Raw genomic sequence first — 25,579 nt, 5'->3', positions numbered from 1 at the left:
GCTTCCTCGTCATGGATTCGGCTTCCTCCTCATGGCTTCGGCTCGGCCTCTCCGCCGCCGTCCGCGGCCGTGTCGTCGCCGGGTGGCCGGTGCGGGAACAGGCCGGGCGGGGAGCCCTTGCCGTCCCAGTTGAGAAGGTTGACGCGGGTCTCCTTGCCGACCGGGGCGGCCGGGGTGTCGGAGGTCTGCCGGTCGCGCAGGGCCCGGTAGTTCTCCACGGCGATCGGGGCGGCGCCGCCGGAGGTCTCGCCGAAGGGGCCGGAGCCTCCCATGCCGGGGCCGCCCTCGTAGTCCAGGCTGCACTCGGTGGCCAGTTCCTCGAGTCTGTGGGCCTGTTCGGCGTGGGCGGACGGGATCACGTACCGCTCGTCGTACTTGGCCAGCGCCAGCAGCCGGTACATGTCGTACATCTGCTCCTCGCCCATCCCGACCCGCTCGGCGATCGACGCGTCCGGTTCCCGGCCGAGGTTGATGTCGCGCATGTAGGAGCGCATGGCGGCCAGCCGGCGCAGCACGGCGTCCACCGGGGCGGGGTCGCCCGCGGTGAACAGCCGGGCGAGATAGTCCACCGGGATGCGCAGGGCGTCCACGGCGGCGAACAGGTTGCGGTGGTCCTCGGCGTCGTGGCCGGTGTCCCGCACGGCGTCGACGACCGGGGAGAGCGGCGGGACGTACCAGACCATGGGCAGGGTGCGGTACTCCGGGTGGAGAGGCAGCGCCACCTTGTAGGTGTTGATCAGGGCGTGCACAGGGGATCGCTGGGCCGCCTCGATCCAGTCCCGTGGGATGCCCGCCTTCTCCGCCTCGGCGACCACGTGCGGGTCGTGGGGGTCGAGGAAGACGGCGCGCTGCGCCTCGTACAGGTCGGTGTCGTCGGGGGTGGTGGCCGCCTGGAGCACCTTGTCGGCGTCGTAGAGGACGAGACCGATGTAGCGCAGCCGGCCGACGCAGGTCTCGGAGCAGACGGTGGGCAGGCCGACCTCGACGCGGGGGAAGCAGAAGGTGCACTTCTCGGCCTTGCCGGTGCGGTGGTTGAAGTAGACCTTCTTGTACGGGCATCCGGTCACGCACATCCGCCAGCCCCGGCACCGGTCCTGGTCCACCAGGACGATGCCGTCCTCGCTGCGCTTGTAGATGGCGCCGGAGGGGCAGGAGGCCGCGCAGGAGGGGTTGAGGCAGTGCTCGCAGATGCGCGGCAGGTAGAACATGAACGTCTGCTCGAACTCCAGCCTGATCCTCTCGGAGATCTGGCCGAGCACCACGTCCTTCTCGCCGTGCTGTGCCGAACCGCCCAGGTCGTCGTCCCAGTTCGCCGACCAGGAGATCTTCATGTCCTTGCCGGTGATCAGGGACTTGGGGCGGGCGACAGGGGTGTGGTCCTGCAACGGGGCGTTGGTCAGCGTCTCGTAGTCGTAGGTCCAGGGCTGGTAGTAGTCGTCCAGGGACGGCAGTACGGGGTTGGAGAAGATGGTGATGAGCTTCTTGAACCGGCCGCCGGCCTTCAGGGCGAGCCGGCCGCGCCGGTTCAGCTCCCAGCCACCGCGCCAGGTGTCCTGGTCCTCGTAGCGCCGGGGGTAGCCCTGGCCGGGGCGGGTCTCGACGTTGTTGAACCAGACGTACTCCACGCCGGAGCGGTTGGTCCATGCCTGTTTGCACGTCACTGAGCAGGTGTGGCAGCCGATGCACTTGTCGAGGTTCATCACCATCGCCATCTGGGCCATCACGCGTCCGATGGCGGCTTCGCCGTGGGGCATGTCAGTACTGCACCTCCTGGTCGCCGCGTCGGCGGACGACGGTGACCTCGTCGCGCTGGTTGCCGGTCGGGCCGAGGTAGTTGAAGGCGTACGACAACTGCGCGTAGCCGCCGATGAGATGGCTGGGCTTGACCAGCAGCCGGGTCAGGGAGTTGTGGATTCCGCCGCGCCGGCCCGTCGTCTCCGTACGCGGCACGTCGATCAGCCGGTCCTGCGCGTGGTGCATGTAGACGGTGCCCTCGGGCATGCGGTGCGAGACGATCGCACGGGCCGCGACGACGCCGTTGCGGTTGACCGCCTCGATCCAGTCGTTGTCCCGCACGCCGATCTTCGCCGCGTCGGCGGTCGACATCCAGATCGTCGGGCCGCCCCGGGACAGCGACAGCATGAACAGGTTGTCCTGGTACTCGGAGTGGATGGACCACTTGCTGTGCGGGGTGAGGTAGCGCACGGTCACGCCGAGTTCGCCCGTCTGCCCGACCGGTGGCTCGCCGAACAGCGCGTGCATGTTCAACGGGGGCCGGTAGACGGGGAGTTGTTCGCCGAGCGCGGTCATCCAGTCGTGGTCGAGGTAGAAGTGCTGGCGGCCGGTGAGGGTGTGCCAGGGCTTGCCGCGCTCGACGTTGACGGTGAAGGGCGAGTAGCGGCGCCCGCCGGTCTCCGCACCGGACCACTCGGGGCTGGTGATCACCGGGACGGGAGCCGTCTGGGTGTCGGCGAAGGTGACCTGCTTGCCCTCGTGCTCGGCGGCCAGGTCGGCGAGCCGGACTCCGGTGCGGTGCTCCAGGGCGTGGAAGCCCTGGGTGGCCAGATGGCCGTTGGTGGTGCCGGACAGCGCGAGGATCGCCTCGCAGGCGTGCACGTCCCGGGCGAGCGAGGGTCTGCCGTCCGCCACTCCCCCGCGCACGGTGCCGTTCTTGTGCCGCAGATAGTCCAGTTCGCGGTCGACGGTGAAGGTGACGCCCTTCGTGGTGGCGCCCAGCGAGTCCAGCAGCGGGCCCAGCGCGGCCATTTTCTCGGCGACGGCGCCGTAGTCCCGCTCGACGGTGAGGAGTCTGGGCATGGTGCGGCCGGGCACCGGCTCGCACTCGCCGGTCTTCCAGTCCCGTACCCGCCCGTGCGGGGTGGCGAGTTCGTCCGGGGTGTCGTGCAGCAGCGGGGCGGCGACCACGTCCTTGCGGACGCCGAGGTGGGCGGCGGCCTGCCGGCTGAACTCACCGGCGAGAGTGCTGAAGGCGTCGAAGTCGCTGCGGGTCCGCCAGGGCGGGGCGATCGCCGGGTTGAAGGCGTGCACGTAGGGGTGCATGTCGGTGCTGGACAGGTCGTGCTTCTCGTACCAGGTGGCGGCCGGGAGCACCACGTCGGAGAAGACTGTCGTGCTGGTCATGCGGAAGTCCAGCGTGAGCAGCAGGTCCAGCTTGCCCACGGGCGCCTCCTCGCGCCACACCACGTCCCGGGGCCGGGCCTCGGGCGGGGCCTCGGCGGCGTTCACCGCGGAGTCGGTGCCCAGCAGGTGCCTGAGGAAGTACTCGTTGCCCTTGGCGGAGGAGCCGAGCAGGTTGGCCCGCCAGATCGTCAGCACGCGCGGGAAGTTCTCGGGCGCGTCCGGATCCTCGCCCGCGAAAGTGAGCCGCCCCGCCTTGAGTTCCTCGACCACGTGCTCGCCGACCGGGCGTCCGGCCGCCTCGGCCTCGTCGGCGAGGTCCAGCGGATTGCGGCCGAAGGTCGGGTACGAGGGCATCCAGCCCATGCGGGCGGAGGCGGCGATCACGTCCGCGGTGGCCATCCCGGCGAACGGCCCGCCGCTGCCGGCCGCCGCCAGGGTGCCGGCGGAGAAGGGGTCGTAGCGGAACTGGTCGCTGTGCAGGTACCAGTACGCCGTCTGGATCATCTGCCGGGCCGGCCGGTTCCAGTCGGCGGCCGTCGCGATCGCCGTGTAGCCGGTGAGGGGGCGGATCTTCTCCTGGCCGACGTAGTGGGCCCAGCCACCGCCGTTGACGCCCTGGCAGCCGGTCAGCGTGGTCAGGGCGAGGAAGGCGCGATAGACGGTGTCGGAGTGGAACCAGTGGTTGGTGCCCGCCCCCATGATGACCATCGAACGCCCGCGGGACTCCTCGGCGTTGGCGGCGAACTCCCGCGCGATCCGGGCCGTCCGCCCGGCGTCCACACCGGTGATCGGGGCCTGCCAGGCGGGTGTGTACGGCTCGGAGGCGTCGTCGTAGGAGGCCGGCCAGCGGCCGGGCAGGCCGGGGCGGGCCACCCCGTACTGGGCGAGCAGCAGGTCGTACACCGTGGTCACCGTCCGCCCGGCGATCCGCCTGACCGGGACACCGCGCCGCAGGAGGCCGGCGCTGCCGTCCGGGGCGTCGAAGCGCGGCAGTTCGACGGTCACGGGTGCCTCGTCGCCGCCGTCGGCCGACAGCAGCGGGCCGACGCCGCCCAGGTCCAGGTTCCACTTCCCGGCCCCGCTCTCGGCGAACCGGTCGCCGAGGGTGCCGTTCGGGACCACGGGACGGCCCTCGGCGTCCAGCAGGACGGTCCGGAACTCCGCGTGTTCCGTCGTCGCGTGCTCGCCCCCGAGGTCGGCGGCGGTGAGGAACTTGCCCGGCGTGTACGTCCCCGTCCCCGGCTCGCGCTCGTCGAGGGCGACCAGGAACGGCAGGTCGGTGAAGCGCTTGACGTAGTCCTCGAAGTACGGGGTCCGGCGGTCGACGAAGAACTCCTTGAGCACCACGTGGCCCATGGCCATGGCGAGGGCCCCGTCGGTGCCGGGCTGGGCGGGCAGCCACTCGTCGGCGAACTTCACGTTGTCCGCGTAGTCCGGGGAGACCGCGACGACCTTCTGGCCGCGGTAGCGGGCCTCGGCCATCCAGTGCGCGTCCGGGGTCCGGGTCACCGGCAGATTGGATCCCCACATGATCAGATACCCGGCGTCCCACCAGTCCCCGGACTCGGGGACGTCCGTCTGGTCGCCGAAGACCTGCGGGGAGGCCACCGGCAGGTCGGCGTACCAGTCGTAGAAGGAGAGCATCACACCGCCGAGCAGCGAGTAGAACCGGGCACCGGCCGCGTGCGAGACCATCGACATCGCCGGGATCGGCGAGAAGCCGGCCAGCCGGTCGGGGCCGTACTCCTTGATGGTGTGCACATGCGCGGCGGCGACCATCTCCACCGCCTCGTCCCAGCTTGCCCGCACCAGGCCGCCCTTGCCGCGCGCGGACTTGTAGCGCCGGGCCCGCTCGGGGTCGGAGACGATGTCGGCCCAGGCCGCGACCGGGTCGCCGAGCCGGGCCCTGGCCTCCCGGTACATCTGGAGCAGCACACCGCGCACGTAGGGGTAGCGCACGCGCGTGGGCGAGTAGGTGTACCAGGAGAAGGCGGCCCCGCGGGGGCAGCCGCGGGGCTCGTACTCGGGGCGGTCGGGGCCGACCGAGGGGTAGTCCGTCTGCTGGGCCTCCCAGGTGATGATGCCGTCCTTGACGTACACCTTCCAGGAGCAGGAGCCGGTGCAGTTCACCCCGTGGGTGGAGCGGACCACCTTGTCGTGCGACCAGCGGTCGCGGTAGAAGTCGTCCGCGCGGCGACCGCCCTTCTTGTACACGGCGCGCAGGTCCCCGGAGACCTCCGCCCGGGTGAAGTACCGGCGGGAGCGCACCAGCGCGTCCGTCAGTTCGCTGTCCAGTCCCGGCCGTGGTGCCCCGCGCGCCGGTATCGATGTCGGGTCGGTCTCCGTGGCCACCGCGCCGCTCCCTCCCGGGCCGCGCCCGTGGTCGCTCGCTCGTCCTGCCGGTCAGATGTGGAACGCACTGATCCCTTGTTGCCTCCACCATCGCCGCATACCGCTCCGCACGCGATCAGCACCTGCGAACCAAGGATTTCATCAGGCGCACGCCCCCGCCGCCCGTCGCGGCGCACGAACCCGCCACCCGGCGCAGCGCACGGCGCGGGGCGGCACGTACACCCTGCCAGGCCTGTTTCGGCCATGCGGGTGATGGGGGGTGGTGGGCCACGGCAGGCCGGGGGTACGGGCGGCGTCGGCGGTGGCGTGTGGACCGGTCAGGAGGGCCGTTGGACCCTGACGCCGGGCCGGGCCGGTCCGAAACTGAAGGGATGTTGCGCGACGACGGCTTTCGCTCGATGGACCGGCGGGAGTGCCTGCGGTTCCTGGCCGAGGTGCCGGTCGGCCGTGTCGTGTACACCCGGCACGCCCTGCCGGCGGTGCTCCCGGTCAACTTCTCGCTGGACACGGACGCGTCCGTGCTGCTGCGCACCTCGGCGGGGTCGGATCTCGTGCGGGCCGTCGACGGTGCCGTGGTCGCCTTCGAGGCGGACGCGTTCGACCCCGAGAACCGGTCCGGCTGGAGCGTGGTCGTCACCGGGCAGGCCGGCGCGGTGAGCGATCCCGCCGAGCACGAGCGGCTGCTGCGGACCGGTCCCCGTTCCTGGATGCCGATCCAGGAGGACGTCTTCATCCGGATCCAGTCCGCGATGGTCACCGGGCGCGAGCTGACGCATAGGAGCAGCTGACGTACCCGAGTGGCTGAGCAGCCGAGCGGCGGGCGCCGACGGGGCGGCACGGCCTGGCCGGACCGCTCGGCCCGTGGCCGAGGCGCGGCACCATCTGGGCATGGCCCCGGCCCCGGACCGGATCGCGGGCGAGCAGTCGCAGGTCGGGGCACTCTCCAGCGGATGGGAGGCCAGGGGGTGGCGAGCCCGTCCGAGGTGGCCTCCAGCAGGACGCGTTCCGGCGCCTGGCCGGCGGTCGGACAGCGGAACGGCCACGGCTGCGCGTTGTGCATCGACGGGGCGGCCGCCGCGGCCTCGGCGACCGGCGCGGTCACCGTCTCGACGTCGTGCCGTCGTACGGGTATCACGACCTCCTCCGGCCGGGCCGGCGTGCGAATGGCGGGACGCGGCGGAACCGAAGCCCCGCCCCGGGTCCAGCCGACCGCTCGGTGGCCGCGGGGCCACCCGGTCCCGGAGGACGGGGCCGGGTGGCCCTGGGCCGGAGCCGGCGCCGGCAGCAGTCTGAAGATCCGGAGTTCGCGGGGGCCGGCAGGGCGCGTACGACACGCACGAACGGCCCGCACGAACGGCCCGTAGGAACGGCGCGTACGACGCGTGCCGACGCGTACCGGGATTCCGGCGATCCGGCGATCCGGCGATCCGGCGATCAATCCGAGGAGTGGAGACATGACTGTCAGGGACACCGACACCCAGGTCACCGGCGCGGTGCGGGTGCGGGCGGAGGGCGACGTGGACGCGGACGCCCTGGCCTACGTCCGGGAGAAGGTCGGCGCGGCGCTGGAGCGCCCGGGACTGCCGCCCGTCAGCGGCGAGGTGCGCATCACCCGGGCGGCGGCCCACCACGTCGAGCTGCCCTGGGCCGCCGGGGCCGAGATCCGGGTGGGCGGCGAACTCGTGGTCGTCCGCGCCCGCGAGGCGAGCGCCCGCGAGCTCGCCGACCGGCTGCAGGACCGGCTCCGCGCCCGCACCGACCGCACCACGCACCGCGAGGACGCTGCCCGCAGGGCGGCCACACCGCCCCCGTGGCGCGGTGGCCCGGAGCGCTGAGCGCCTGTCCGGCTGTTCATGGCGCAGACGCGGGAGCCGGCACGCCCTCCCACTGCCATTAGGGCGTAGGGGGGCCTCCAGCGGCGTTGTCGTCGGTTGCCGGCTCCCCCACGCTCGAGGTGATGACGAGCGACGTCGTCCGGGTCCACCGGGACGGTCAGGGGGCCTGCCCGGTGCCCCGGCCGGTCCGGGACGCGTACCCGCCCTGCCCCGGACCGTCCTGGCCGCCCCGGCCGTCCTGGCGCAGGAACCTGCGGAACAGCCTCACGCCGAGGGCGATCAACAAGGTGGCCGACCGGTCAGGGTTCGGGCCCGGCGCTGGAAGCGCCCGTCGGACGGGAAGACGGTTTCTCGCCATCGGTCAGGTCGGGTTCCAGTACAGGTCGGCGCGGCGGTCCGGTGAGCAGGCAGCGCACGTCCACCACGCCCTCGACGGAGCGCACCAGGCGTACGGCGAGCGGCACCAATGAGGTTTCCGGGACCCGCCCGGTGAGGGTGACCACACCCTCGCGCACGGTCACCCGCAGGGCGTCCAGGGGGACCGGGAACCGGTCGGCGACGACCTGACGGCGGACCTCCTCGGCGATGTCCTCGTCGCTGCGCAGGAACACTTTCAGCAGGTCGCAGCGGCTGACGATGCCGGTGAGCACGCCGTCGTCGCCGACGACCGGGAGCCGCTTGACGCCGTGCCGTGCCATCAGGCGGGCCGCCCGCCCCAGGCCGGCGCCGGGGTGGACGGTGACGGCCGGGGTGCTCATCAGCTCCTCCGCCGTCACCGCCCGCGCCCTGGCGGCATCGGCCGGGCGGGGTCGCTCTCCCGGCCAGTCCGGGTCGCTGTCGCGGAACTCCTCCTTGCGCAGCAGGTCGGCCTCGGAGACGACGCCGACCACCCGGCCGAAGCCGTCCAGTACGGGCATCGCGCTGACGCCCCACTGCCGCATCGTCCGAGCGATCTCCTTGAACGTCGCGCCGCCGGCCAGGGCGACGACGGTGGGGGTCATCACGTCGCCGACGGTGTACTGGGAATCCTGCATGGCGTCCTCCCGCGGGTGCGCTCGGAAGGTCGGAAGGTGGGAAGGTCGGCAGACCGGAAGGTCCGCGGAGGGGCCCGAAGGCCGGAAGAAGTCAGAAGAAGGAATCGAGGCCGTACAGGCTGAGGCCGCCGGCCAGTTCGCGGCCGGTGACCAGCTCCGGATCGATGCGGACGAAGACCTCCCGGGGCGAGGGTGCCCAGGAGCTGGGGCCGCTGCGGGCCAGCCGCCGGCGATCGGCCGGATCGGTCACCACCGAGGCGCGGCCGGTGACCACGACGCTCCACCCGGAGTGGGCGGCCGCGTCCAGCTCGTCGGCCTCGAAGGCGACGACCGCGCCGTCGACGGCGCGCACCAGCTCGGAGTCGGCCGAGGTGCGCAGCAGCACCGCGCCGTCGCCGTCCAGGGCGAAGTTGACCGGGAGCACCGCGGGCAGGGCGTGGCGCGTGTGGACGATGCGGCCCACCTGCGCCGTGGCCAGCAGGCGCAGGCACTCGTGCCGTTGGAGTTCGCGGAATCCGTCGTTGCGATACATGAGCCGGTCCGTCCCTCCGTCCGGTTGGGCCAGTGCAGCCGTACCTCGTGCTTCCATCGTCGGGCGGCGGGGGCCGTCGGACGAGGGCCGTCGGTCCCGGCCGCACCGGAGAACGGCCCGACCGTATAGGCCGGTTTGTCCCCTGTCGGCGACATCGGCGGGCGGCCCTCCGGCGGACCGCGCACGCCCCGCTGACCGGCCTGCCCCAGGTCGGCGGGCGAGAGTCCCCAGACTCAGAGCAGGGGACCTGATCGCCCCCGCTGGGACCAGTGGACGAGCTGACTGACCCGCCCGAGCACACGGCAACCGAGCTGACCGCCCCCGGGCGCACGGCCAGGTGACTGCGGCAGGGCCCGGGGCCCTGAGACCCTCTTCCCCGGCCCCCCGTGGCTCCGTGGCTCCGTGGCTCCGTGGCTCCGTGGCTCCGTGGCTCCGTGGCTCCGTGGCTCCGTGGCTCCGTGGCTCCGAGAGAGAATCTCCTCCCCGCCGGACCATGCTCCCTGGCCCTGTGCGTCGGCCCGTGCGCCCTGACCCCTCGCCCCCGCCCCGCGCCCCTCGCCCCGGCAATGCGCCCCCGGTCCATGTGCCGCCGCCAGGTACCCCGCCGCACGCGAAACGCCCCGGTGCCGAGACCCGGGCACCGGGGCGACGCGGTCCGTTCGGTCACCGGCTCCCTCCGCCGCTCCTGTTGTCCAGCTCCTTCGCGATCCGGTCCGCCCATGCCTCGATCGCCGGGAAGTCCCGGAAGTCCCCGCCCTTCCCGGAGTGCACGATCATGCGGGCCACGCGTCCCTTCGCACCCTCCTCCAGCCGGCCGCCGAACGTGGCGTGACCGGTGACGTCCAGCCGCGTCATCATGCGCCGCACCGCCGCCACGGGCGGGATGTCCCGTTCGGACGCCGAGCCGTCCAGCGGCCCGCTGCTGAAGAACCACAGCGGGCGGCCGGCCAGCGACCGGCGGTGGCGCCGCACGAAGCGGCGGGCGTCCTTGTGCCAGCGCCCGGCGTACAGCCCGCCACCGACGACCACCGCGTCGAAGGGGGTCACCGCCGCCACCGACGGGGCGGGCAGTGCCTCGGCCTCGATACCGTCCCGGCGCAGGGTCTCGGCCACGGTCCGGGCTATCCGCGCCGTCGAGCCGTTGGTCGATCCGTAGGCGACCAGGACCTTGGCTGCCATGGTGATCCACCTCCTCTCACCGTCCGCGCAGCCAGTTGTCGGCCACGCCGTGCAGGGCCTGGTCCTCGGGCTGGATGCGCGCGTCGTCCAGCCGGAAGGTGAGCTTGTCGACCACGTCGACCACACCGTCGATCTGCCGGGTCATCGACACGGCGATCTCGGTGTCGGTCCGGCGTTCCAGGTGGCCCTCCAGGGTGATCACGCCCTCGGTCACCGACACGGACACGGTGCCCGGGGCCAGCCACAGGGTGTTCCCCAGCACCTCGCGGACGACCTCCTCGCGGATCTCGGCATCGGGCCGCAGGAACACCCGCAGCAGATCGCGCCGGGTGACGATGCCGACCAGCCGGTCCTCCTCGTCCACCACCGGCAGCCTTTCCACCTGCCGGCGGGCCATGGTCCGGGCGGCCTCCACGATGGTGTCGTCGGCGTGCACGGTGACGGGTGGCTCGGTCATCAGCTGACCGGCCGTACGCGCACTCGCCTTCGCCGCCCGCCGGCGTCCGCTCGCGCTCAGGCCGGACAGCCATTGGCGCCTCGGCGGCTCGTGGGCGCCGGGCGCCTGGGCCTGGCGCGACATCAGGTCGGTCTCCGAGATGACCCCGATGACCCGGTCCTCCTCGTCGACCACGGGCAGCCCGCTGATCCGGTGGTCGACGAGCATGCGTGCGATCTCCTTGAACGGAGTGCCGTACTCGGCCCGGACGACCTCGGCGGTCATCACGGAACCGATCTTGTCGTGCTGCATGTCCGTTCCCTCCATTCCGGCGCCGGTACCTGGTCGCCCTCCTGTTTCGAGCATCCGGCGGCGCGGACCGGCGGGCCCAGGGGCTGTTGGGGGTGGACCGGGGACCGGACGGCCCCCATGGTCTGCGAGGCGCGGGACGCCGGCGGCACGAAGCCGGCCCGATCCCGCGCCCACCGGCCTATGCCCGTTCCCGTTCCCGTTCGCGTTCCGGCACCACGGCGACCGGGCAGGCCGAGTGGTGCAGGACGGTGTGGGCGGTCCGGCCGAGCTGAAGCCCGAAGTGCCCGGTCCGGCGGCGGGCGCCGACGACCAGCAGATCGGCCTCGTGGGCGGCGGCGAGCAGCACCCTGCGGGCCGGTCCCTCCACGGCGTGGCACCGCACTTTCACATCCTGCGGCACGTCCCGCAGCGCGACGTCCAGGGCCTCCGCTGCCCGCACCTCGTACGGGTCGGGCTGGCCGTCGATGAGCGGGTGCTCGACGCTCGCACGCGCGGGCGACCGCCAGGCACGTACCGCCTCCAGGACGGCCGCGCGCAGCCCGGCCTCCCGGGCGGCGAACCGCACCGCGGCCGCGGGCCCGTTCCCGTCCCCGCTCGAGGTTCCGTCCCCGACGCCGACGACGACGCGGCCGTGGACCGGGGTGCGGGCCTGGTTGTCGTTGTTGCCGCGGACCACGACGACCGGGCAGTCGGCGTGCGCGGCCACGAACAGGCTGACCGAGCCGAGCAGCAGGCCGGCGACCCCGCTGCGGCCACGGGTGCCCACGACCAGCGCGCAGGCTTCGCGGCCCTCCCGCACGAGCGTGTACTCGGGCTCCTCGGGCAGAGCGGCCCCGACGACCGTCAGGCCGTCCTGACGGGCGCGGGCACGCAGAGCCGCCGCCTCGACGACGACCTGGGCGCGCACATGCTCGTCCGGCTTGCCCAGCTCGCGCGCGAGGGCGGTGTGCTCGTAGCGCTCCCACAGCGAGGCGTACACCACCCGCAGCGGGACCTGGCGCAGGGCGGCCTCGTCGGCCGCCCAGTCCACGGCCCGCAGGCTGGGTTCGGAACCGTCGACCCCGACGACCAGTGGCAGGTCCGTCGTCCTCATCTCTGCCTCCTCGAGCTTCCGGGGCCGGGTTCAGCCGTGCGCCACGACGGCGACGGGCGCGGTGGCGTGGTGCAGCGCGGCATGGGTGACATGGCCGATGTGGGCGCCGAGCGGGTTGCGGCGCACGCGCCGGCCGACGACGACCAGGGAGGCCTCCCGGGAGGCGTCGACCAGGAGCTCGGCGGGGCCGGCGCAGCGGCACTCCTCGACGACCTCGACGTCCGGGTACTTCTGCCGCCACGGGCGCAGCACGTCGGTCAGGGCGGCGGCCTCGGTCGCCGCCAGCGACGCGTGCAGTTCGGCGTCGACGGGCATGGCGTAGCTGTAGTACGGGGGCGGGTACCAGCCGTGCACGACCCGCAGCGAGGTGCGGCGGCGCAGGGCCGCCTCGAAGGCGAACCCGATCAGGTCCTCGTCCGGGGCGGTGGTGTCCAGGCCCAGGACGACGGGCCGGAAGGGAGTCGCCGTGGACGGGACGCCCGCGGGGTCCATCGCGTGCTCGTCCGCGGCCTGTTCACCGGCGCGGACCAGGACGACGGGCCGGTCGGCGTGGGCGATGACGGACAGGCCGACGGAGCCGACCATGAATCCGCCGACCCCGCCCAGGGCCCGCGAGCCCAGCACGAACAGGTCGGCCTCCCTGGCCACCTTGGCGAGCAGGTCGGCCGGGCGGCCCGGCAGTTGCTCGGTCACGACCTCGACGCCGGGGTGGCGCAGCCGAAGGCCCTCGGCCGCCTCGCGGGGCACCCTCTCGGTCCAGTGCTGGTGGGTCTCCGCGCCCAGCAGCGGCGCCTGCGCCATGGCCTGTGGCACGGGCTCCCACACGTGCACGAGCTTCACCGACGCGTCGAGCAGCTTCGCCTCCCGTGCCGCCCATTCAGCGGCGGCGCGGCTCTCGGGCGACCCGTCGAGACCGACGGTGACGGTGCGGGGCATGGTCTCCACCTCCTGCGAGTGATCCGGAACGAGGGATCCGCCACGAGGGATCCGCCACGAGCATCGCCGCCGCCGCGGGGTCCGGGTCAGGGGCCGCAGGTCCCCCCTCGGGGCCGACCGTCCCCAGTAGTCCGCAGGGACCGTGCGGCAGGGCCGTACGGGGCAGACCGGGGCCCACTCGGTCCCTGCCCGCCGTGGCGGCGCCGTCCCAGACTGGGGCGGTCACCGACCAGCGCCGCCCAACGCGGTCCGCGGGGAGGAGTACCGATGAGCACCGGCACCACGCTCGACGTCTCGACGCACGACAAACTGGTCGCCGCCGCCGTGGTGGCCCCCTCCATCCACAACACCCAGCCCTGGCGTTTCCGGATCCGGCCGGACACCGGCACGCTGGAGATCCGCGCCGCCGCGGAGCGCGGCCTGCGCCACACCGACCCGGCCGGCCGCGCCCTCCACGTCTCCGTGGGCTGCGCACTCCTCAACGTGCGGGTGGCCGCGGCACACTTCGGCCGGGAGCCGGTCACCCGGCTGCTGCCACGCCCCGACCGGCCCACGTTACTCGCCACCGTGCGGCTGGCCGGCCCGCCGCACTCCCCTCTCGTGCCCGGGCTGTACGACGCCTTGTGGCAGCGGCACAGCAGCCGGTTCCCGTTCTCCGACCGGCCGCTGCCCGCCGGTGTCCTCACCGAACTGTCCGAGGCCGCCCAGGCCGAGGGGGCCGCGCTGGCCGTCGCCACGCCGGACGAGGCCGAACGGGTCCTCCGGGTCACCCGGGAGGCGGAGCGGCGCAACACCGCCGACGTCGATCGCGCGGCCGAGAGCCGCCGCTGGGTGCGCGAACCGGGAGCGGCGCCCGCCGGACTCGGCATCCCGTCGGCGGCGCAGGGCCACCAGGACTTCCGCGGCCACGTCCCGATGCGGGACTTCGGCGCCCGCCGGCACCCCGCCGTGCTCCCCGCCCGCCCCTACGAGACGCACCCGCTGATCGCGGTGCTGTCCACCGCCCACGACCGCCGCGCCGACTGGCTGCGCGCCGGCCAGGCGCTGGAGCGGGTGCTGCTGGTGGCCACGGCACACGGCGTACGGGCCTCACTGCTGCACCAGAGCCTGGAGTGGCCGGACCTGCGCGCCCGGATCGGACCGCAGGCGAACGGCAGGCGCGGTCACGCCCAGATGGTGGTCCGGCTCGGGTACGGCCCCGAAGGCCCCGCCTCACCGCGCCGCGCCGTCCGGGAGGTCCTCACGGACACAAGGGACCTGGGGGACGTGGGGGGCGTGGGGGGCCGGGACCTTCGGGACCTGCGGTGAGCCGGCCGGGCGACCGCACGGCCACACGCACGGCCGGGACCTCACGGCACCGGCCGTGCGGGACGCCGTGACCGTGCGGGCCGGGCGGTCGTCGGCCGTCGGGGACCGCGTCGACACGCGGTCCCGGACCGCCGCCGGCCGGCGGTGAGGTCGCGGCCGCAGACCCCGATCCCGCAGGCGTCGCCCGCGACCGGCACCACCTCGACCTCTCGAGGCCGGCAGCCCGTGCGGGGCGAAGCGGATGACGTCCATGCCACGGTCGCGGCGCGCCGCGCCGGCTTCTCGGGCCGCACGGTCCACGCCGGGCCCGCACGTCGCAGGGGCCGGCACCGTGCTCGACCCGCCCGGAGGTCAGGACTTCTCGCCGCGCAGCCGGTCGCGGGCCTGGGTGGCGATGACCGCGGCCTGGATGCGCCGCTCGACGCCGAGCTTGGCCAGCAGCCGGGAGATGTGGTTCTTCACCGTCTTCTCCGCCAGGTACAGCCGCTGGCCGATCTGACGGTTGGTCAGGCCCTCACCGATCAGATCCAGGATCTCCCGCTCCCGGTCGGTGAGACCGGGCAGCACATCCGGCTCCTCCTCCTGCTGTTGACCACCCCTCAGCCGGGCCATCAGCTTCGTCGTGGCGCTGGGGTCGAGCAGCGACTGACCGCGCGCCACCGTGCGCACGGCCGAGACCAGGTCGGAGCCCTGGATCTGCTTGAGCACGTACCCGGACGCGCCCGCCATGATCGAGTCCAGCAGCGCCTCCTCGTCGTCGAACGAGGTCAGCATCAGACAGGCCAGCTCCGGCAGGCGGGAGCGCAGCTCACGGCAGACCGTCACACCGTCCCCGTCGGGCAGCCGGACGTCCAGCACCGCGACGTCCGGACGCAGCGCCGGTACACGCACCAGCGCCTGCTCGACGGTGGCGGCCTCGCCGACCACCTCGATGTCCGGTTCGTCGTTCAGCAGGTCGTGCACCCCGCGCCGTACCACCTCGTGATCGTCGAGGAGAAAGACCCGGACCGGGGCGTCGGGGCCGGCCTGCTCACGGTCCGCCATGTGTCAGTCACTCCTTGCCATGGGATACGCATTCCACAGCACACCTTCCCGGAAAACGGGACCCGCGGACAGGGCCGATCGGCCCTATTCCGATCCTTCCGGGCCGGGGCCGGACGGCCACGGCCCATGCACTGTCCGGCACTCCTCGCCCCCGTCCGGTACGGCCAGCATCGACGGTGAGCCACAAGCGCACAGGGAGAGGAACCGTGATGACCGCGACGGTGACAGCCAGCGGCAGGGACGGCAGCGGGACGGCGGGCGCCTGGCGGCACTTCGCCGGGACCGGATGGCGTGAGCGGATCGACGTCCGCGACTTCGTCCAGGCGAACTACGCGCCGTACGAGGGTGACGCGGGCTTCCTGGCGGGCGCCACGAACCGCACCCGTACCGTGTGGCAGAAGGTCAGCGCGCTGTTCCCGGAGGAGCGGCGCAAGGGCATCCACGACGTCGACGCGGCCACGCCCTCGACGATCACCTCGCACGCCCCCGGCTACATCGACCGAGACCGCGAGCTCATCGTCGGACTGCAGACCGACGCCCCGCTCAAGCGCGCGATCATGCCGAACGGCGGGCTGCGCATGGTGGAGAACGGGCTGAAGGCGTACGGATACGAGCCCGACCCGTTCGTCACCAAGGTCTTCGGCACCTACCGCAAGACCCACAACGACGGCGTCTTCGACGCCTACACCCCCGGGATGCGGGCCGCCCGCAAGGCCGGCATCATCACCGGACTGCCGGACGCCTACGGCCGCGGCCGGATCATCGGCGACTACCGGCGCGTGGCCCTCTACGGCACCGACCGGCTGATCGAGGCCAAGCGCGCCGAACGCGCCCTGCTGGACGCCCGTCCCTCCACCGGCGACGTCATCCGCGACCGCGAGGAGCTGGCCGAGCAGATCCGCGCGCTGGGCGAACTCGCCCGGATGGCCGCCTCCTACGGCTGCGACGTCACCCGCCCCGCCGCCACCGCCCACGAGGCCGTGCAGTGGCTGTACCTCGGCTACCTGGCCGCCGTGAAGGAGCAGAACGGCGCCGCGATGTCGCTGGGCCGCACCTCGACCTTCCTGGACGTCTACCTCCAGCGCGACCTGGACGAGGGCACCCTCGACGAGACAGGCGCGCAGGAGCTGATCGACGACTTCGTGATCAAGCTGCGGATCGTCCGCTTCCTGCGCACGCCCGAGTACGACGCCCTGTTCTCCGGCGACCCGACCTGGGTGACGGAGTCCATCGGCGGCATCGGCCGCGACGGCCGGCCGCTGATCACCCGCACGTCCTTCCGCTTCCTGCAGACCCTCTACAACCTCGGCCCCGCGCCGGAGCCGAACCTGACCGTGCTGTGGTCGCCCCGGCTGCCCGCCGGCTTCAAGGAGTTCTGCGCGCGGGTCTCCATCGACACCAGCGCCATCCAGTACGAGTCCGACGACCTGATGCGCCCGCGCACCGGCGACGACACCGCGATCGCCTGCTGTGTCTCGGCCATGGCGGTCGGCCGGCAGATGCAGTTCTTCGGCGCCCGCGTCAACCTCGCCAAGGCCCTGCTGTACGCGATCAACGGCGGCCGGGACGAGCTGAGCGGCGAGCAGGTCGCCCCGCCGGCGCCCGCGCTGACCGGCGAGTACCTGGACCACGAGGAGCTCTCGGCGGCGTACGACCGCGTGCTGGACTGGCTCGCCGAGACGTACGTCGACGCGCTCAACGTCATCCACTACATGCACGACAAGTACGCCTACGAGCGCCTGGAGATGGCCCTGCACGACTACCCGGTGCACCGGTTCATGGCCTGTGGCATCGCCGGCCTGTCGGTGGCCGCGGACAGCCTGTCGGCGGTGAAGCACGCGCGGGTGAAGGTGATCCGGGACGGCACCGGGCTGGCCGTCGACTACGAGGTCGAGGGCGAGTACCCGGCGTACGGCAACAACGACGACCGCGCCGACCGGCTGGCCGTGGACCTGGTCGAGTCGTTCATGGCGAAGGTGCGCCGGCACCCCGCCTACCGCGACGCCGAGCACACCCAGTCGGTGCTGACCATCACCTCCAACGTGGTCTACGGCAAGCACACCGGCAACACGCCCGACGGCCGTCGCGCCGGCGCGCCCTTCGCTCCCGGCGCCAACCCGATGAACGGGCGCGACCGGCACGGGGTGGCCGCCTCCGCGCTGTCGGTGGCCAAGCTGCCGTACGAGGAGGCACGCGACGGCATCTCGCTGACCACGACCATCACCCCGGAAGGCCTGGGACACGTTCCTGAGGACCGGGCGACCAACCTGGTGGGCATCCTCGACGCCTACATGTCGGCCGGTGGCTTCCACATGAACGTCAACGTGCTGAACCGGGCCGTCCTGGAGGACGCCATGGAGCACCCGGAGAAGTATCCCGAGCTGACCATCCGTGTCTCCGGATACGCGGTCAACTTCGTCCGGCTCACCCGCGAGCAGCAGCTCGACGTGATCAGCCGTACCTTCCACGGGGCGCTGTGAGTGCCATGACCAGGCCCGCCGTGGGCGCGGGCGAGCCGGCCGCGGGCCGCCCCGTCACCGGCCGGATCCACTCCTGGGACCTGTCCACCGGCGTGGACGGTCCCGGGACCCGGTTCGTTCTCTTCGTCAGCGGCTGCCCGCTGCGGTGCCTGTACTGCGCGAATCCCGACACCTGGCACATGCGGGACGGGCGGGAGGTCACCGTGGACGAGGTGATGGCGGAGATCGGCAAGTACCGCCCCTTCGTCACCACGGCCGGCGGCGGCGTCACCCTCACCGGCGGCGAGCCCCTGCTCCAGTCCGCCTTCACGGGTGCCGTCCTGCGCCGCTGCAAGGAGGAGGGCCTGCACACCGCCCTGGACACCTCCGGCTTCCTCGGCGACCGGGCCACGGACGAACTCCTCGCCGACACCGACCTGGTGCTGCTGGACATCAAGTCCTTCGACGTCGCCACCTACCGCAGGCTCACCGGCGGAGACCTGACACCCACCCTCAACTTCGCCACCCGGCTGGCCCGGCTCGGCGTACGGATGTGGATCCGGTACGTCCTGGTGCCCGGATGGACCGACGACGAGCGGGCGGTGGACGGGCTGGCCCGGTTCGTGGCCGGCCTGGACAGTGTCGAGCGGGTCGACGTGCTGCCGTTCCACAAACTCGGCGCGCACAAGTACGACGCGCTGGGCATCCCGTTCCCGCTGCGGGACAACCCCGTCCCGGACGAGGCCCTCGTCGAACGGGTACGGGCGCAGTTCCGCGCCCGGGGCCTCGCGGCCCAGTGACCCGCCCGTGACGGCTGAACGGGCCTTACGAGCAAGGACGTTCGGCCCCGGCGGCCGGGCCGCACAGCCCCTGCGCACCCGGTCGCCACAGCGGGACATTGGTGGCGCACCGAGAGCGACCGCTCACCCCGCGACCGTCCGAGAGCCCGCGGGACCCCCTGGAAGGGATGAAGATCATGGCCGTGCACGACCACTCCCACCGGCACGTCGGCTTCCACCTGTCGTTCCTGCGCCGGACCGGAACCGCTTCGGGCTCCGCCGCCGTCACCTCCGAGGCCGCCACGGCGACCGCGGGCGGTGCCCTCGCCCTGGCCGGGCTGCGGGTGCTGCTCGGGTTCGTCTTCCTGTGGGCGTTCCTGGACAAGACGTTCGGCTTCGGCTACGCGACCCCGTCGGGCAAGGGCTGGATCGACGGCGGTTCGCCGACGAAGGGCTTCCTCGGCTCGGTCGCCGCCGGACCGATGAAGTCGACGTTCCACTCCTGGGCCGGCGACACCTGGGCCGACTGGCTGTTCATGCTCGGTCTGCTGGGCGTCGGCGTCGCGCTGATCGCGGGGATCGGACTGCGGCTCGCCGCCGTGGCCGGCACCGTGATGATGGCGCTGATGTGGATGGCCGAGTGGCCGCCGGCCAAGCACCTTTCCGACGGCACGGCCAGCATGTCGACGAATCCCTTCGCCGACTACCACCTCGTCTACGCCCTCGCCCTGATCGCCCTCGCGGCCACCGGTGCGGGCGCCGCCTGGGGACTGGGCCGGCTGTGGGCGCGCCTGCCTTTCGTCAGCCGCAACCGCTGGCTCCTGTGATCCCCTCCGGCCACCACCGGGACCCCACCGCGACCCGCGGTGGGGTCCCGGTCGTCCGTGCACAACGGCGCTCGTCGGCCTCCTCGGCGCCGCGCCGGCCGCCCCCCGCCGGCACCGGGAGCGGTCACCGGCGCACGCCGGCTCGGTGGCCGAAGCGTCGATGCGCACCCTGGTTGTCAGGGGGCGAGGCGGGCGGCGAGCAGGGCGACGTCGTCGTGGAACGTCCCGCCGCCCTGGGTGAGCAGGTCCTCGGTGGCCTGGCGCATGCGCTCGTAGAGACGTGCGTGCTCGATGGCCACGCCGGCCGCACCGGCCAGGGCGGTGACGATCTCCTCGTCGTCGTCGGTGGAGGCGCCTCCGTGCTCGTCGGCGAGATAGAGGTTGCCGTAGATGGTGTGGCGCACCGAGATGGGCGCACCGAGCAGGCTGGTCATCACGGGGTGGCCTTCGGGGAAGCCCGAGGCGCTGGGGTGCGCCGACAGGTCGTCCACCCGCAGCGGCTTGGGCTCGCGGACGAGCTCGCCCAGGAGTCCGGTGCCGTGCGGCAGTTCAGCACCGGACTCCCCGCGGAACTGGTCGGCGCCGAATCCGGAGGTGATCAGTTCGGAGAACCTGCCGTCCTCGCCGAGGACGCCGATGGCGGCGTAGCGCGCGTCGATCAGCCGCCGGGCCGACTCGGTGATGGTGCGCAGGACCACGTCGAGTTCCAGGGTGCCGCTGATGGCCACCACCGCGTCCAGCAGAGAGCGCATCCGGCCGTGCGCGTGGGCCAGCCGCTGCAGTCCGGCCTGGAGGCGGTCCAGGTCGTCGCCGCCCAGGAGCGGTGGCAGCTGGGTCCGGTGCGCGCCGCGGTTCCGTGAGGGTGTCTCCACGCCACTCGGACCTCCTCGCCTGCGGGCGGCCTGGTCTTTCGCCTCGGGTACCCGGACCCCGCTGTTCCAGGCCGCGGCGCGCGGCGCACGCTGCCCCCCTACTTGATGCCGGTCGTGGCGACTCCCTGCACGATCTGCCGCTGGAAGACCAGGAACACGGCGATCAGCGGGAGGAAGCCCAGCACCGAGGAGGCCATCACCTCGGCGTACTGGATGTTGCTGTTGCTGACCAGGGAGGCGAGGCCCACCGGGATGGTCTGGGACTTGGTCTGGTTGAGGACGAGCAGCGGCCAGAGGAAGGAGTTCCAGGTGGTGACGAAGGTCAGGATGGCGACCGTGGACAGCGCCGGACGGCACAGCGGCATGCAGACCCTCGCGTAGATCCGCCACCAGCTCGCTCCGTCGATGCGGGCGGCCTCGATCAGGGCGAGGGGGATGCCGCGGAAGAACGACTGGAAGACGAACACCGAGATCGGCGCGGCGATCGAGGGCAGGATCAGCGCCCAGAAGGTGCCGAGCAGGTGGAACGCCCGGTACTCGATGAACTGCGGCAGCACGAGCGCCTCGCTCGGCAGCATCAGCCCCGCGGCGACCAGGGCCATCACCGCGGCCCGGCCGCGGTGGCGCAGGAACGCCAGCGCGAAGCCGGCCATCGAGCCGAAGGCCACCGTGAAGATCACGGCGAGTGCCGAGATGACCAGGCTGTTGAGGTACCAGGTGCCGATCGGATGGTTGTCCCATGCCGAGGAGTAGGCGTGGAGGGACCAGCCGCCGGCGAACAGCGATGTCGGGTTCTGGGTGATCGATCCGTCGGAGCGCAGGGAGGTGGCGATCGCCCAGGCGAAGGGCACCAGCCAGATCAGGGCGAACAGGGTCACGCACACGGCGCAGAGCCGGTTGAAGAGCGCCGCGCCGTCGGTCGCCGGCGCGCTCTTCGTCGTGGCGGGCCGCGGCTGGGTGATGGTGGTCATGAATCCTCCGCTCAGGCCGCGGTGCTGCTCGCGCGGCGGCGGCGCAGCCCGTACCAGGCCGCCGAGATCGCGACGATGACGACGAAATAGACCATGGTGGCGGCGGCGCCGTAGCCGCCCCGGTACGCGGTGAAGCCGGTGTCGTAGATGTACTCGATGACCGGGCGGGTGGACTGGTCGGGCCCTCCGGCGAGGAGCAGGTAGATCTGGTCGAAGACCTTCAGCGAGGCGAGGATCTGCAGGATCAGCACCAGGCTGGTGGTCCGGCCGAGCAGCGGCACCGTGATGTGGCGGATCTGCTGCCAGGGGCCCGCTCCGTCGATGGCCGCCGCCTCGTAGACGTCCGGCGGGACGTCCTGGATCGCGGCGGTGTAGAGGACGAAGTTGAAGCCGAAGGTCCACCACAGCGTCATCAGCGTCACGGCGGTCCAGCCGCCCGCGGTGCTGCCGATGAAGTCGGGCACGGGCAGGCCGACGGCGTCGAAGATCTTCGGCAGGAGTCCGATCTGCGGGGTGTACATCCACAGGAAGATCAACGCGACGACGGACGACGGCACGACGTACGGCGCGAAGAACGCGAGGCGGTACAGGACCCGGCCGCGCCGTACGCGGGAGGCGAGGACGGCACCGGCCAGCGCGAGGACGACCAGGGGTGGTGTGGTCAGCAGGGTGAAGAGCACCGAGTGCCACATGGCGTCCCAGAACTGCGGGTCGGTGATCACCTCGGAGTAGTTGGACAGGCCGACCCAGTCGCCCAGACCGCTCTTGACGGTGGTGGTGTTGAAGAAGCTCAAGCCCACGCCCACGAGCAGCGGGCCGATCAGGAACAGCAGGTAGATCACGAGGAACGGAGCGGTGAGCAGCGCTCCGGCCCGGCGTTCGGAGCGGGAGGGCCGGTCGGCGGGCGGGGCCGCTGCGGGCGCCGTGGATGCCGGTCGCGTCGGGACGGCGGTCGTCATGGTGACTGAAGCCTCCTACTTCATCGTGACCGGCGGTCGTGCCGTGGTGAACCGCTTCAGGTCGGAACGCAGGCCGGCCACCGCGTCCTTGGGGCTGAGCCGCCCGGCGATGGCCTCGATGACCGTCCCGCCGACGACGCTCTGGAAGTCCGAACCCGCGCCGGTGTACCAGGCCTCGGGGTCGTACCGGGCGTCGAAGGCGGCCTGTACGTAGTTGCGCTGCGGCGACTGGTCGAGGAACGCCTTGCTGCGCTGGGTCGGCAGCCAGGCGGGGATGTGCCCGCCCTCGGCCCATACGGCGCTGTTGTCGAGCAGGCTCCTGATGAACTGCGCCGCGTCGCGGGTACGGGTCGGCGAGCGTCTGCCGTTGCGGGGCAGGACCAGGGCGTGCGAGTCGGCGTAGGCCACCGGTTTCGGCCCGAGCAGCGCCGGGAACGGCACGACGTCGAAGCGGAGGCCCTTGACCTGCCGGTATGCCGGGATCTGCCACTCGCCGTCGAAGAGGAAACCGGCCTTGCCCGTGCTGAACAGGGCGTTCGCGCCGGAACCGTTCAGTTCTCCCGGCATGAGGCCGTCGGCGGTGAGGCTCTGCATGAAGGCGACCGTCTCCCGCACCGCCTCGGTGTCGAGGTCGATCCTGGTACCGGAGTCCGTGACGACCGGACCGGCCAGGCCGGAGTAGATCATGCTGAAGTAGCGCCACGCCGTGGACGGGTCGGCGATGACCGACATCACCGCTCCGTACTGGGCGCCGCCCGCCGTCTTCATCGCCTTGACGGCGGCCAGGAAGTCCTCCTTGCCCTTGAGCGGGACGAGGCCGTCGCCGGCGGCGTCGAGGAGGCCGGCCCTGCGGGCCAGGTCGACGTTGTAGTAGAGGACGAAGGGGTGCGTGTCCAGGGGCACCGCGTACACCGTCCCGTCCACGGTGGCCTTGCGCCAGGCCGCGGGCGTGAACTTGTCCTCGGTGATGCCCAGTTCGCCCAGTCCGGCCCGTTCGACCGGATCCAGCAGGTCGGAGGCGGCCAGCAGCGGGAGCCGCGACAGGTGGACGATGCCGACGTCCGGGGGCGTGCCGCTCGCGGTGGCCAGTGCCAGTTTCGTGTAGTAGGGGTTGCCCCAGGCGAGGACGGTCGCTTCGACGGAGGTCCCCGGGTGGGTCTTCCGGAACCTGTCCTCCATCAGCACCATGTTGGCGCCGTCACCGCCGGTGAACAGGTTCCAGAAGATGACGTCCGCGGTGTTCGGCTGAGAGCCCGTCAGGCCGGATGCGAGCGGTGAGGAGCATGCCGCGAGCGCTCCGGTCAGGGCGAGTCCACCGCCGAGGGCCAGGAGCCGTCGGCGCGCCATCGCTCCACTCATAGGGGTGTGCACCTCGTTGAATTCGATGTGGCCTCGATGGCGCAGACCCTGACACACGATTTACAACGATGCAATACACCGGCGGAAAGTAGTCCCATCCGAGGTCCGCCTCTTTCCCGGCGTCACGTGACCTGCCGCACCGACGGCGCCGTTTCGTCCCCCGATCTGTCCTTGCATCGATGTAAACGATCACTCATGATGGCAGCACTTCGATCGTGGAGACGCCGTGGCCGGGGACGTACGGAGCGGCAGAAGGAGGATCAGTGAGGGTGAGCGAGCAGGACGGGACGTATCCGAGGCCGATCCTGCGGCGGGAGCGGTGGCACAGCCTGGACGGCGTCTGGGAGTTCGGGTACGACGACGCCGACGAGGGCGAGCGCGCCGCGTGGTTCACCGAGGGGGTGACGGGCGCGTTCGACCGGGAGATCACCGTCCCCTACCCGCCCGAGGCCCCCGCCTCGGGCATCGGCGAGACCGCACCGCACGCGGTGGTCTGGTACCGCCGCCGCATACCCCACGAGCTCCTCGCGGCCGACGACGGCGGGCGGGCGCTGGTGCACTTCGGAGCCGTCGACCACCGGGCGAAGGTGTGGCTGGACGGCCGCCTGGTGGCCGAACACGTGGGCGGCCAGACCCCGTTCACCGCCGATGTGACCCATGCGCTGCGCCCCGGTGCCGACGAGCACCTGCTCGTCGTCCGGGCCGAGGACCGGCCGGCCGACCTCGCACAGCCGCGCGGCAAGCAGGACTGGCAGGACCGCCCGCACGAGGTCTGGTACGAGCGGACCACCGGCATCTGGCAGACGGTGTGGGCCGAGACGGTGGCCGCCCAGCACATCACCGACCTCGCCTGGATCCCCGACCCCGCGCGCGGCGTGCTGGCCGAACTCACCCTGGCCCAGGTGCCGGCCGCCCCGGTGACCGTGGAGATCGTGCTGAGCCGTGACGGGGAGGTGCTGGCCGAGAGCACCAGCACGGTGCGCACCCCGCGCTGCCGGATCGACCTCGTCGTTCCCGCGCTGCGCAACGGAATCGACCGCCAGGAACTGCTGTGGAGCCCCGAGCGGCCGACCCTGCTCGACGCGCGGGTGACCGTGCGCGAGGCGGACACGTCCGCGGTGCTCGACACGGTGGACAGCTATGTGGGCCTGCGCAGCGCGGGCGTCGGCCGCGGCGCCTTCCTGCTGAACGGCCGCCCCTACTACGTGCGTTCGGTGCTCAACCAGGGCTACCGCCCCGACACCCTGATCGCGAACTCCGGGACCGCCGAGCTGCGCCGCGAGGTCGAGCTGATCAAGGCGATGGGCTTCAACGCGGTCCGCGTCCACCAGAAGGCCGAGGACCCGCGCTTCCTGTACTGGGCCGACCGGCTGGGGCTGCTGGTGTGGGGCGAGACCGGTGCCGCGTACGAGTTCGGCACCGAGGCCGTGGAGCTGCTCACCCGTGAGTGGCCGGCCATGGTGCGGCGCGACCGCAGCCACCCGTCGATCGTCACCTGGGTGCCGATCAACGAGAGCTGGGGCGCCTCGGACATCCCCCACGACCCCGCGCAGCGGCACTACTCCCTCGCCCTGGCCCACCTCACGCGGGCCCTGGACCCGACCCGGCCGGTGATGTCCAACGAGGGCTGGGAGCACACCGACAGCGACATCCTCGGCGTGCACGACTACTCCTCCGACCCTCAGGTGCTGACCCGGCGCTACGGCGACGCCGCCGCGTTCGACCGGCTGCTCGCCGGTCCCGGCCCGCAGGGGCGCGTGCTGTCGGTCGGCCCGCGGCAGAAGGAGCGGTACGCCGCCGGTGACACCCCCTTGATGATCACCGAGTTCGGCGGCCTGTCGGTACGCGCCGACGACGGCGACTTCTCGTACACCCGGACCGGCTCCGAGGCCCAGTACGCGGCCCTGCTCGGCGACATCTTCGGTGCGCTGCACGCGAGTCCGGTCGTCGCGGGCTTCTGCTACACGCAGTTCATGGACACCGCCCAGGAGACCAACGGCCTGCTGTACGCGGACGGTTCGCCGAAGCTGCCGCTGGAGACGATCCGCCGCATCGTCACCGGCGCACAGCCCGGTCCGGACGAGAAGCCGGAGCCGCCGTCGCTCCCGTGATCGCGGATAGGATCCCACCGGAGGGGAAGGAGGTGCGGCG

The 25,579-nt window shown here is 72.4% G+C and carries 20 protein-coding genes; 7 read left to right on the top strand and 13 right to left on the bottom strand.

The features are described from left to right. Positions 1–29: 29 nt before the first annotated feature. Both narH and R2S09_RS30520 read right to left on the bottom strand, forming a co-directional pair. Positions 30–1,754, bottom strand: coding sequence for a nitrate reductase subunit beta (gene narH, locus R2S09_RS30525; protein WP_316744489.1), 1,725 nt, complete (start codon positions 1,752–1,754; stop codon positions 30–32). A 1-nt stretch (position 1,755) separates the two neighbouring features. Further along, positions 1,756–5,493, bottom strand: a complete 3,738-nt coding sequence (locus R2S09_RS30520) for a nitrate reductase subunit alpha (protein ID WP_399145019.1) — start codon at positions 5,491–5,493, stop codon at positions 1,756–1,758. A 371-nt stretch (positions 5,494–5,864) separates the two neighbouring features. Here R2S09_RS30520 and R2S09_RS30515 point away from each other — a divergent pair, with 371 nt between their 5' ends. Next, positions 5,865–6,281, top strand: coding sequence for a pyridoxamine 5'-phosphate oxidase family protein (locus tag R2S09_RS30515; RefSeq protein WP_306191499.1), 417 nt, complete (start codon positions 5,865–5,867; stop codon positions 6,279–6,281). A gap of 666 nt (positions 6,282–6,947) precedes the next feature. After that, a complete protein-coding gene (locus tag R2S09_RS30510; RefSeq protein ID WP_316744487.1) occupies positions 6,948–7,328 on the top strand; it encodes a hypothetical protein in 381 nt (126 codons plus the stop codon). Between the two features lie 299 nt (positions 7,329–7,627). Here R2S09_RS30510 and R2S09_RS30505 read toward each other — a convergent pair whose 3' ends face one another. From R2S09_RS30505 to R2S09_RS30480, 6 genes are all read right to left on the bottom strand, one after another. After that, on the bottom strand, positions 7,628–8,362 hold the full coding sequence (locus R2S09_RS30505; protein ID WP_306191497.1) for a CBS domain-containing protein: 735 nt from the start codon (positions 8,360–8,362) through the stop codon (positions 7,628–7,630). Between the two features lie 91 nt (positions 8,363–8,453). Then, positions 8,454–8,894, bottom strand: coding sequence for a pyridoxamine 5'-phosphate oxidase family protein (locus R2S09_RS30500; protein WP_306191496.1), 441 nt, complete (start codon positions 8,892–8,894; stop codon positions 8,454–8,456). Between the two features lie 663 nt (positions 8,895–9,557). Beyond that, positions 9,558–10,073: a flavodoxin domain-containing protein gene (locus tag R2S09_RS30495; RefSeq protein WP_316744484.1), complete on the bottom strand. Its 516-nt coding sequence runs from the start codon at positions 10,071–10,073 to the stop codon at positions 9,558–9,560. A 16-nt stretch (positions 10,074–10,089) separates the two neighbouring features. Then, positions 10,090–10,821, bottom strand: coding sequence for a CBS domain-containing protein (locus R2S09_RS30490; protein ID WP_306191495.1), 732 nt, complete (start codon positions 10,819–10,821; stop codon positions 10,090–10,092). Between the two features lie 178 nt (positions 10,822–10,999). Beyond that, positions 11,000–11,914 carry a universal stress protein gene (locus R2S09_RS30485; protein ID WP_306191494.1) on the bottom strand — a complete coding sequence of 305 codons (915 nt, stop codon included), beginning with the start codon at positions 11,912–11,914 and terminating at the stop codon, positions 11,000–11,002. Positions 11,915–11,944: 30 nt separating this feature from the next. Then, positions 11,945–12,850, bottom strand: coding sequence for a universal stress protein (locus tag R2S09_RS30480; protein ID WP_316744481.1), 906 nt, complete (start codon positions 12,848–12,850; stop codon positions 11,945–11,947). Between the two features lie 267 nt (positions 12,851–13,117). On the opposite strand from R2S09_RS30480, the gene R2S09_RS30475 reads away from it, so the two are divergent. Further along, on the top strand, positions 13,118–14,158 hold the full coding sequence (locus R2S09_RS30475) for an Acg family FMN-binding oxidoreductase (protein WP_316744480.1): 1,041 nt from the start codon (positions 13,118–13,120) through the stop codon (positions 14,156–14,158). Positions 14,159–14,509: 351 nt separating this feature from the next. Here the strand turns inward: R2S09_RS30475 and R2S09_RS30470 are convergent, their stop codons facing one another. Beyond that, entirely contained in the window at positions 14,510–15,202 is a 693-nt protein-coding gene (locus R2S09_RS30470; protein ID WP_316744479.1) for a response regulator transcription factor, read from the bottom strand. Between the two features lie 209 nt (positions 15,203–15,411). Here R2S09_RS30470 and pflB point away from each other — a divergent pair, with 209 nt between their 5' ends. From pflB to R2S09_RS30455, 3 genes are all read left to right on the top strand, one after another. After that, entirely contained in the window at positions 15,412–17,682 is a 2,271-nt protein-coding gene (gene pflB, locus R2S09_RS30465; RefSeq protein WP_316744478.1) for a formate C-acetyltransferase, read from the top strand. 5 nt (positions 17,683–17,687) lie between these two features. Further along, positions 17,688–18,461: a pyruvate formate-lyase-activating protein gene (pflA, locus tag R2S09_RS30460; RefSeq protein ID WP_306191489.1), complete on the top strand. Its 774-nt coding sequence runs from the start codon at positions 17,688–17,690 to the stop codon at positions 18,459–18,461. A 176-nt stretch (positions 18,462–18,637) separates the two neighbouring features. After that, positions 18,638–19,267, top strand: coding sequence for a DoxX family membrane protein (locus R2S09_RS30455; RefSeq protein WP_316744477.1), 630 nt, complete (start codon positions 18,638–18,640; stop codon positions 19,265–19,267). 176 nt (positions 19,268–19,443) lie between these two features. Here R2S09_RS30455 and R2S09_RS30450 read toward each other — a convergent pair whose 3' ends face one another. From R2S09_RS30450 to R2S09_RS30435, 4 genes are all read right to left on the bottom strand, one after another. Continuing rightward, complete coding sequence (locus R2S09_RS30450) at positions 19,444–20,139, bottom strand: GAF domain-containing protein (RefSeq protein ID WP_316744476.1); 696 nt, start codon at positions 20,137–20,139, stop codon at positions 19,444–19,446. A gap of 98 nt (positions 20,140–20,237) precedes the next feature. Beyond that, entirely contained in the window at positions 20,238–21,110 is an 873-nt protein-coding gene (locus R2S09_RS30445; protein ID WP_316744475.1) for a carbohydrate ABC transporter permease, read from the bottom strand. Between the two features lie 11 nt (positions 21,111–21,121). Then, positions 21,122–22,069, bottom strand: coding sequence for a sugar ABC transporter permease (locus R2S09_RS30440; protein ID WP_316744474.1), 948 nt, complete (start codon positions 22,067–22,069; stop codon positions 21,122–21,124). Positions 22,070–22,084: 15 nt separating this feature from the next. Continuing rightward, a complete protein-coding gene (locus R2S09_RS30435; protein WP_316744473.1) occupies positions 22,085–23,428 on the bottom strand; it encodes an extracellular solute-binding protein in 1,344 nt (447 codons plus the stop codon). Positions 23,429–23,697: 269 nt separating this feature from the next. Between R2S09_RS30435 and R2S09_RS30430 the strand changes: the two genes are divergently transcribed. Continuing rightward, positions 23,698–25,539 carry a glycoside hydrolase family 2 TIM barrel-domain containing protein gene (locus tag R2S09_RS30430; protein WP_316744471.1) on the top strand — a complete coding sequence of 614 codons (1,842 nt, stop codon included), beginning with the start codon at positions 23,698–23,700 and terminating at the stop codon, positions 25,537–25,539. The last annotated feature ends 40 nt before the right edge of the window (positions 25,540–25,579 follow it).

This window comes from Streptomyces sp. MK7 (assembly GCF_032658145.1).
Taxonomy (GTDB): domain Bacteria; phylum Actinomycetota; class Actinomycetes; order Streptomycetales; family Streptomycetaceae; genus Streptomyces; species Streptomyces spiralis.
This window is presented reverse-complemented; position numbering and strand designations above follow the sequence as displayed.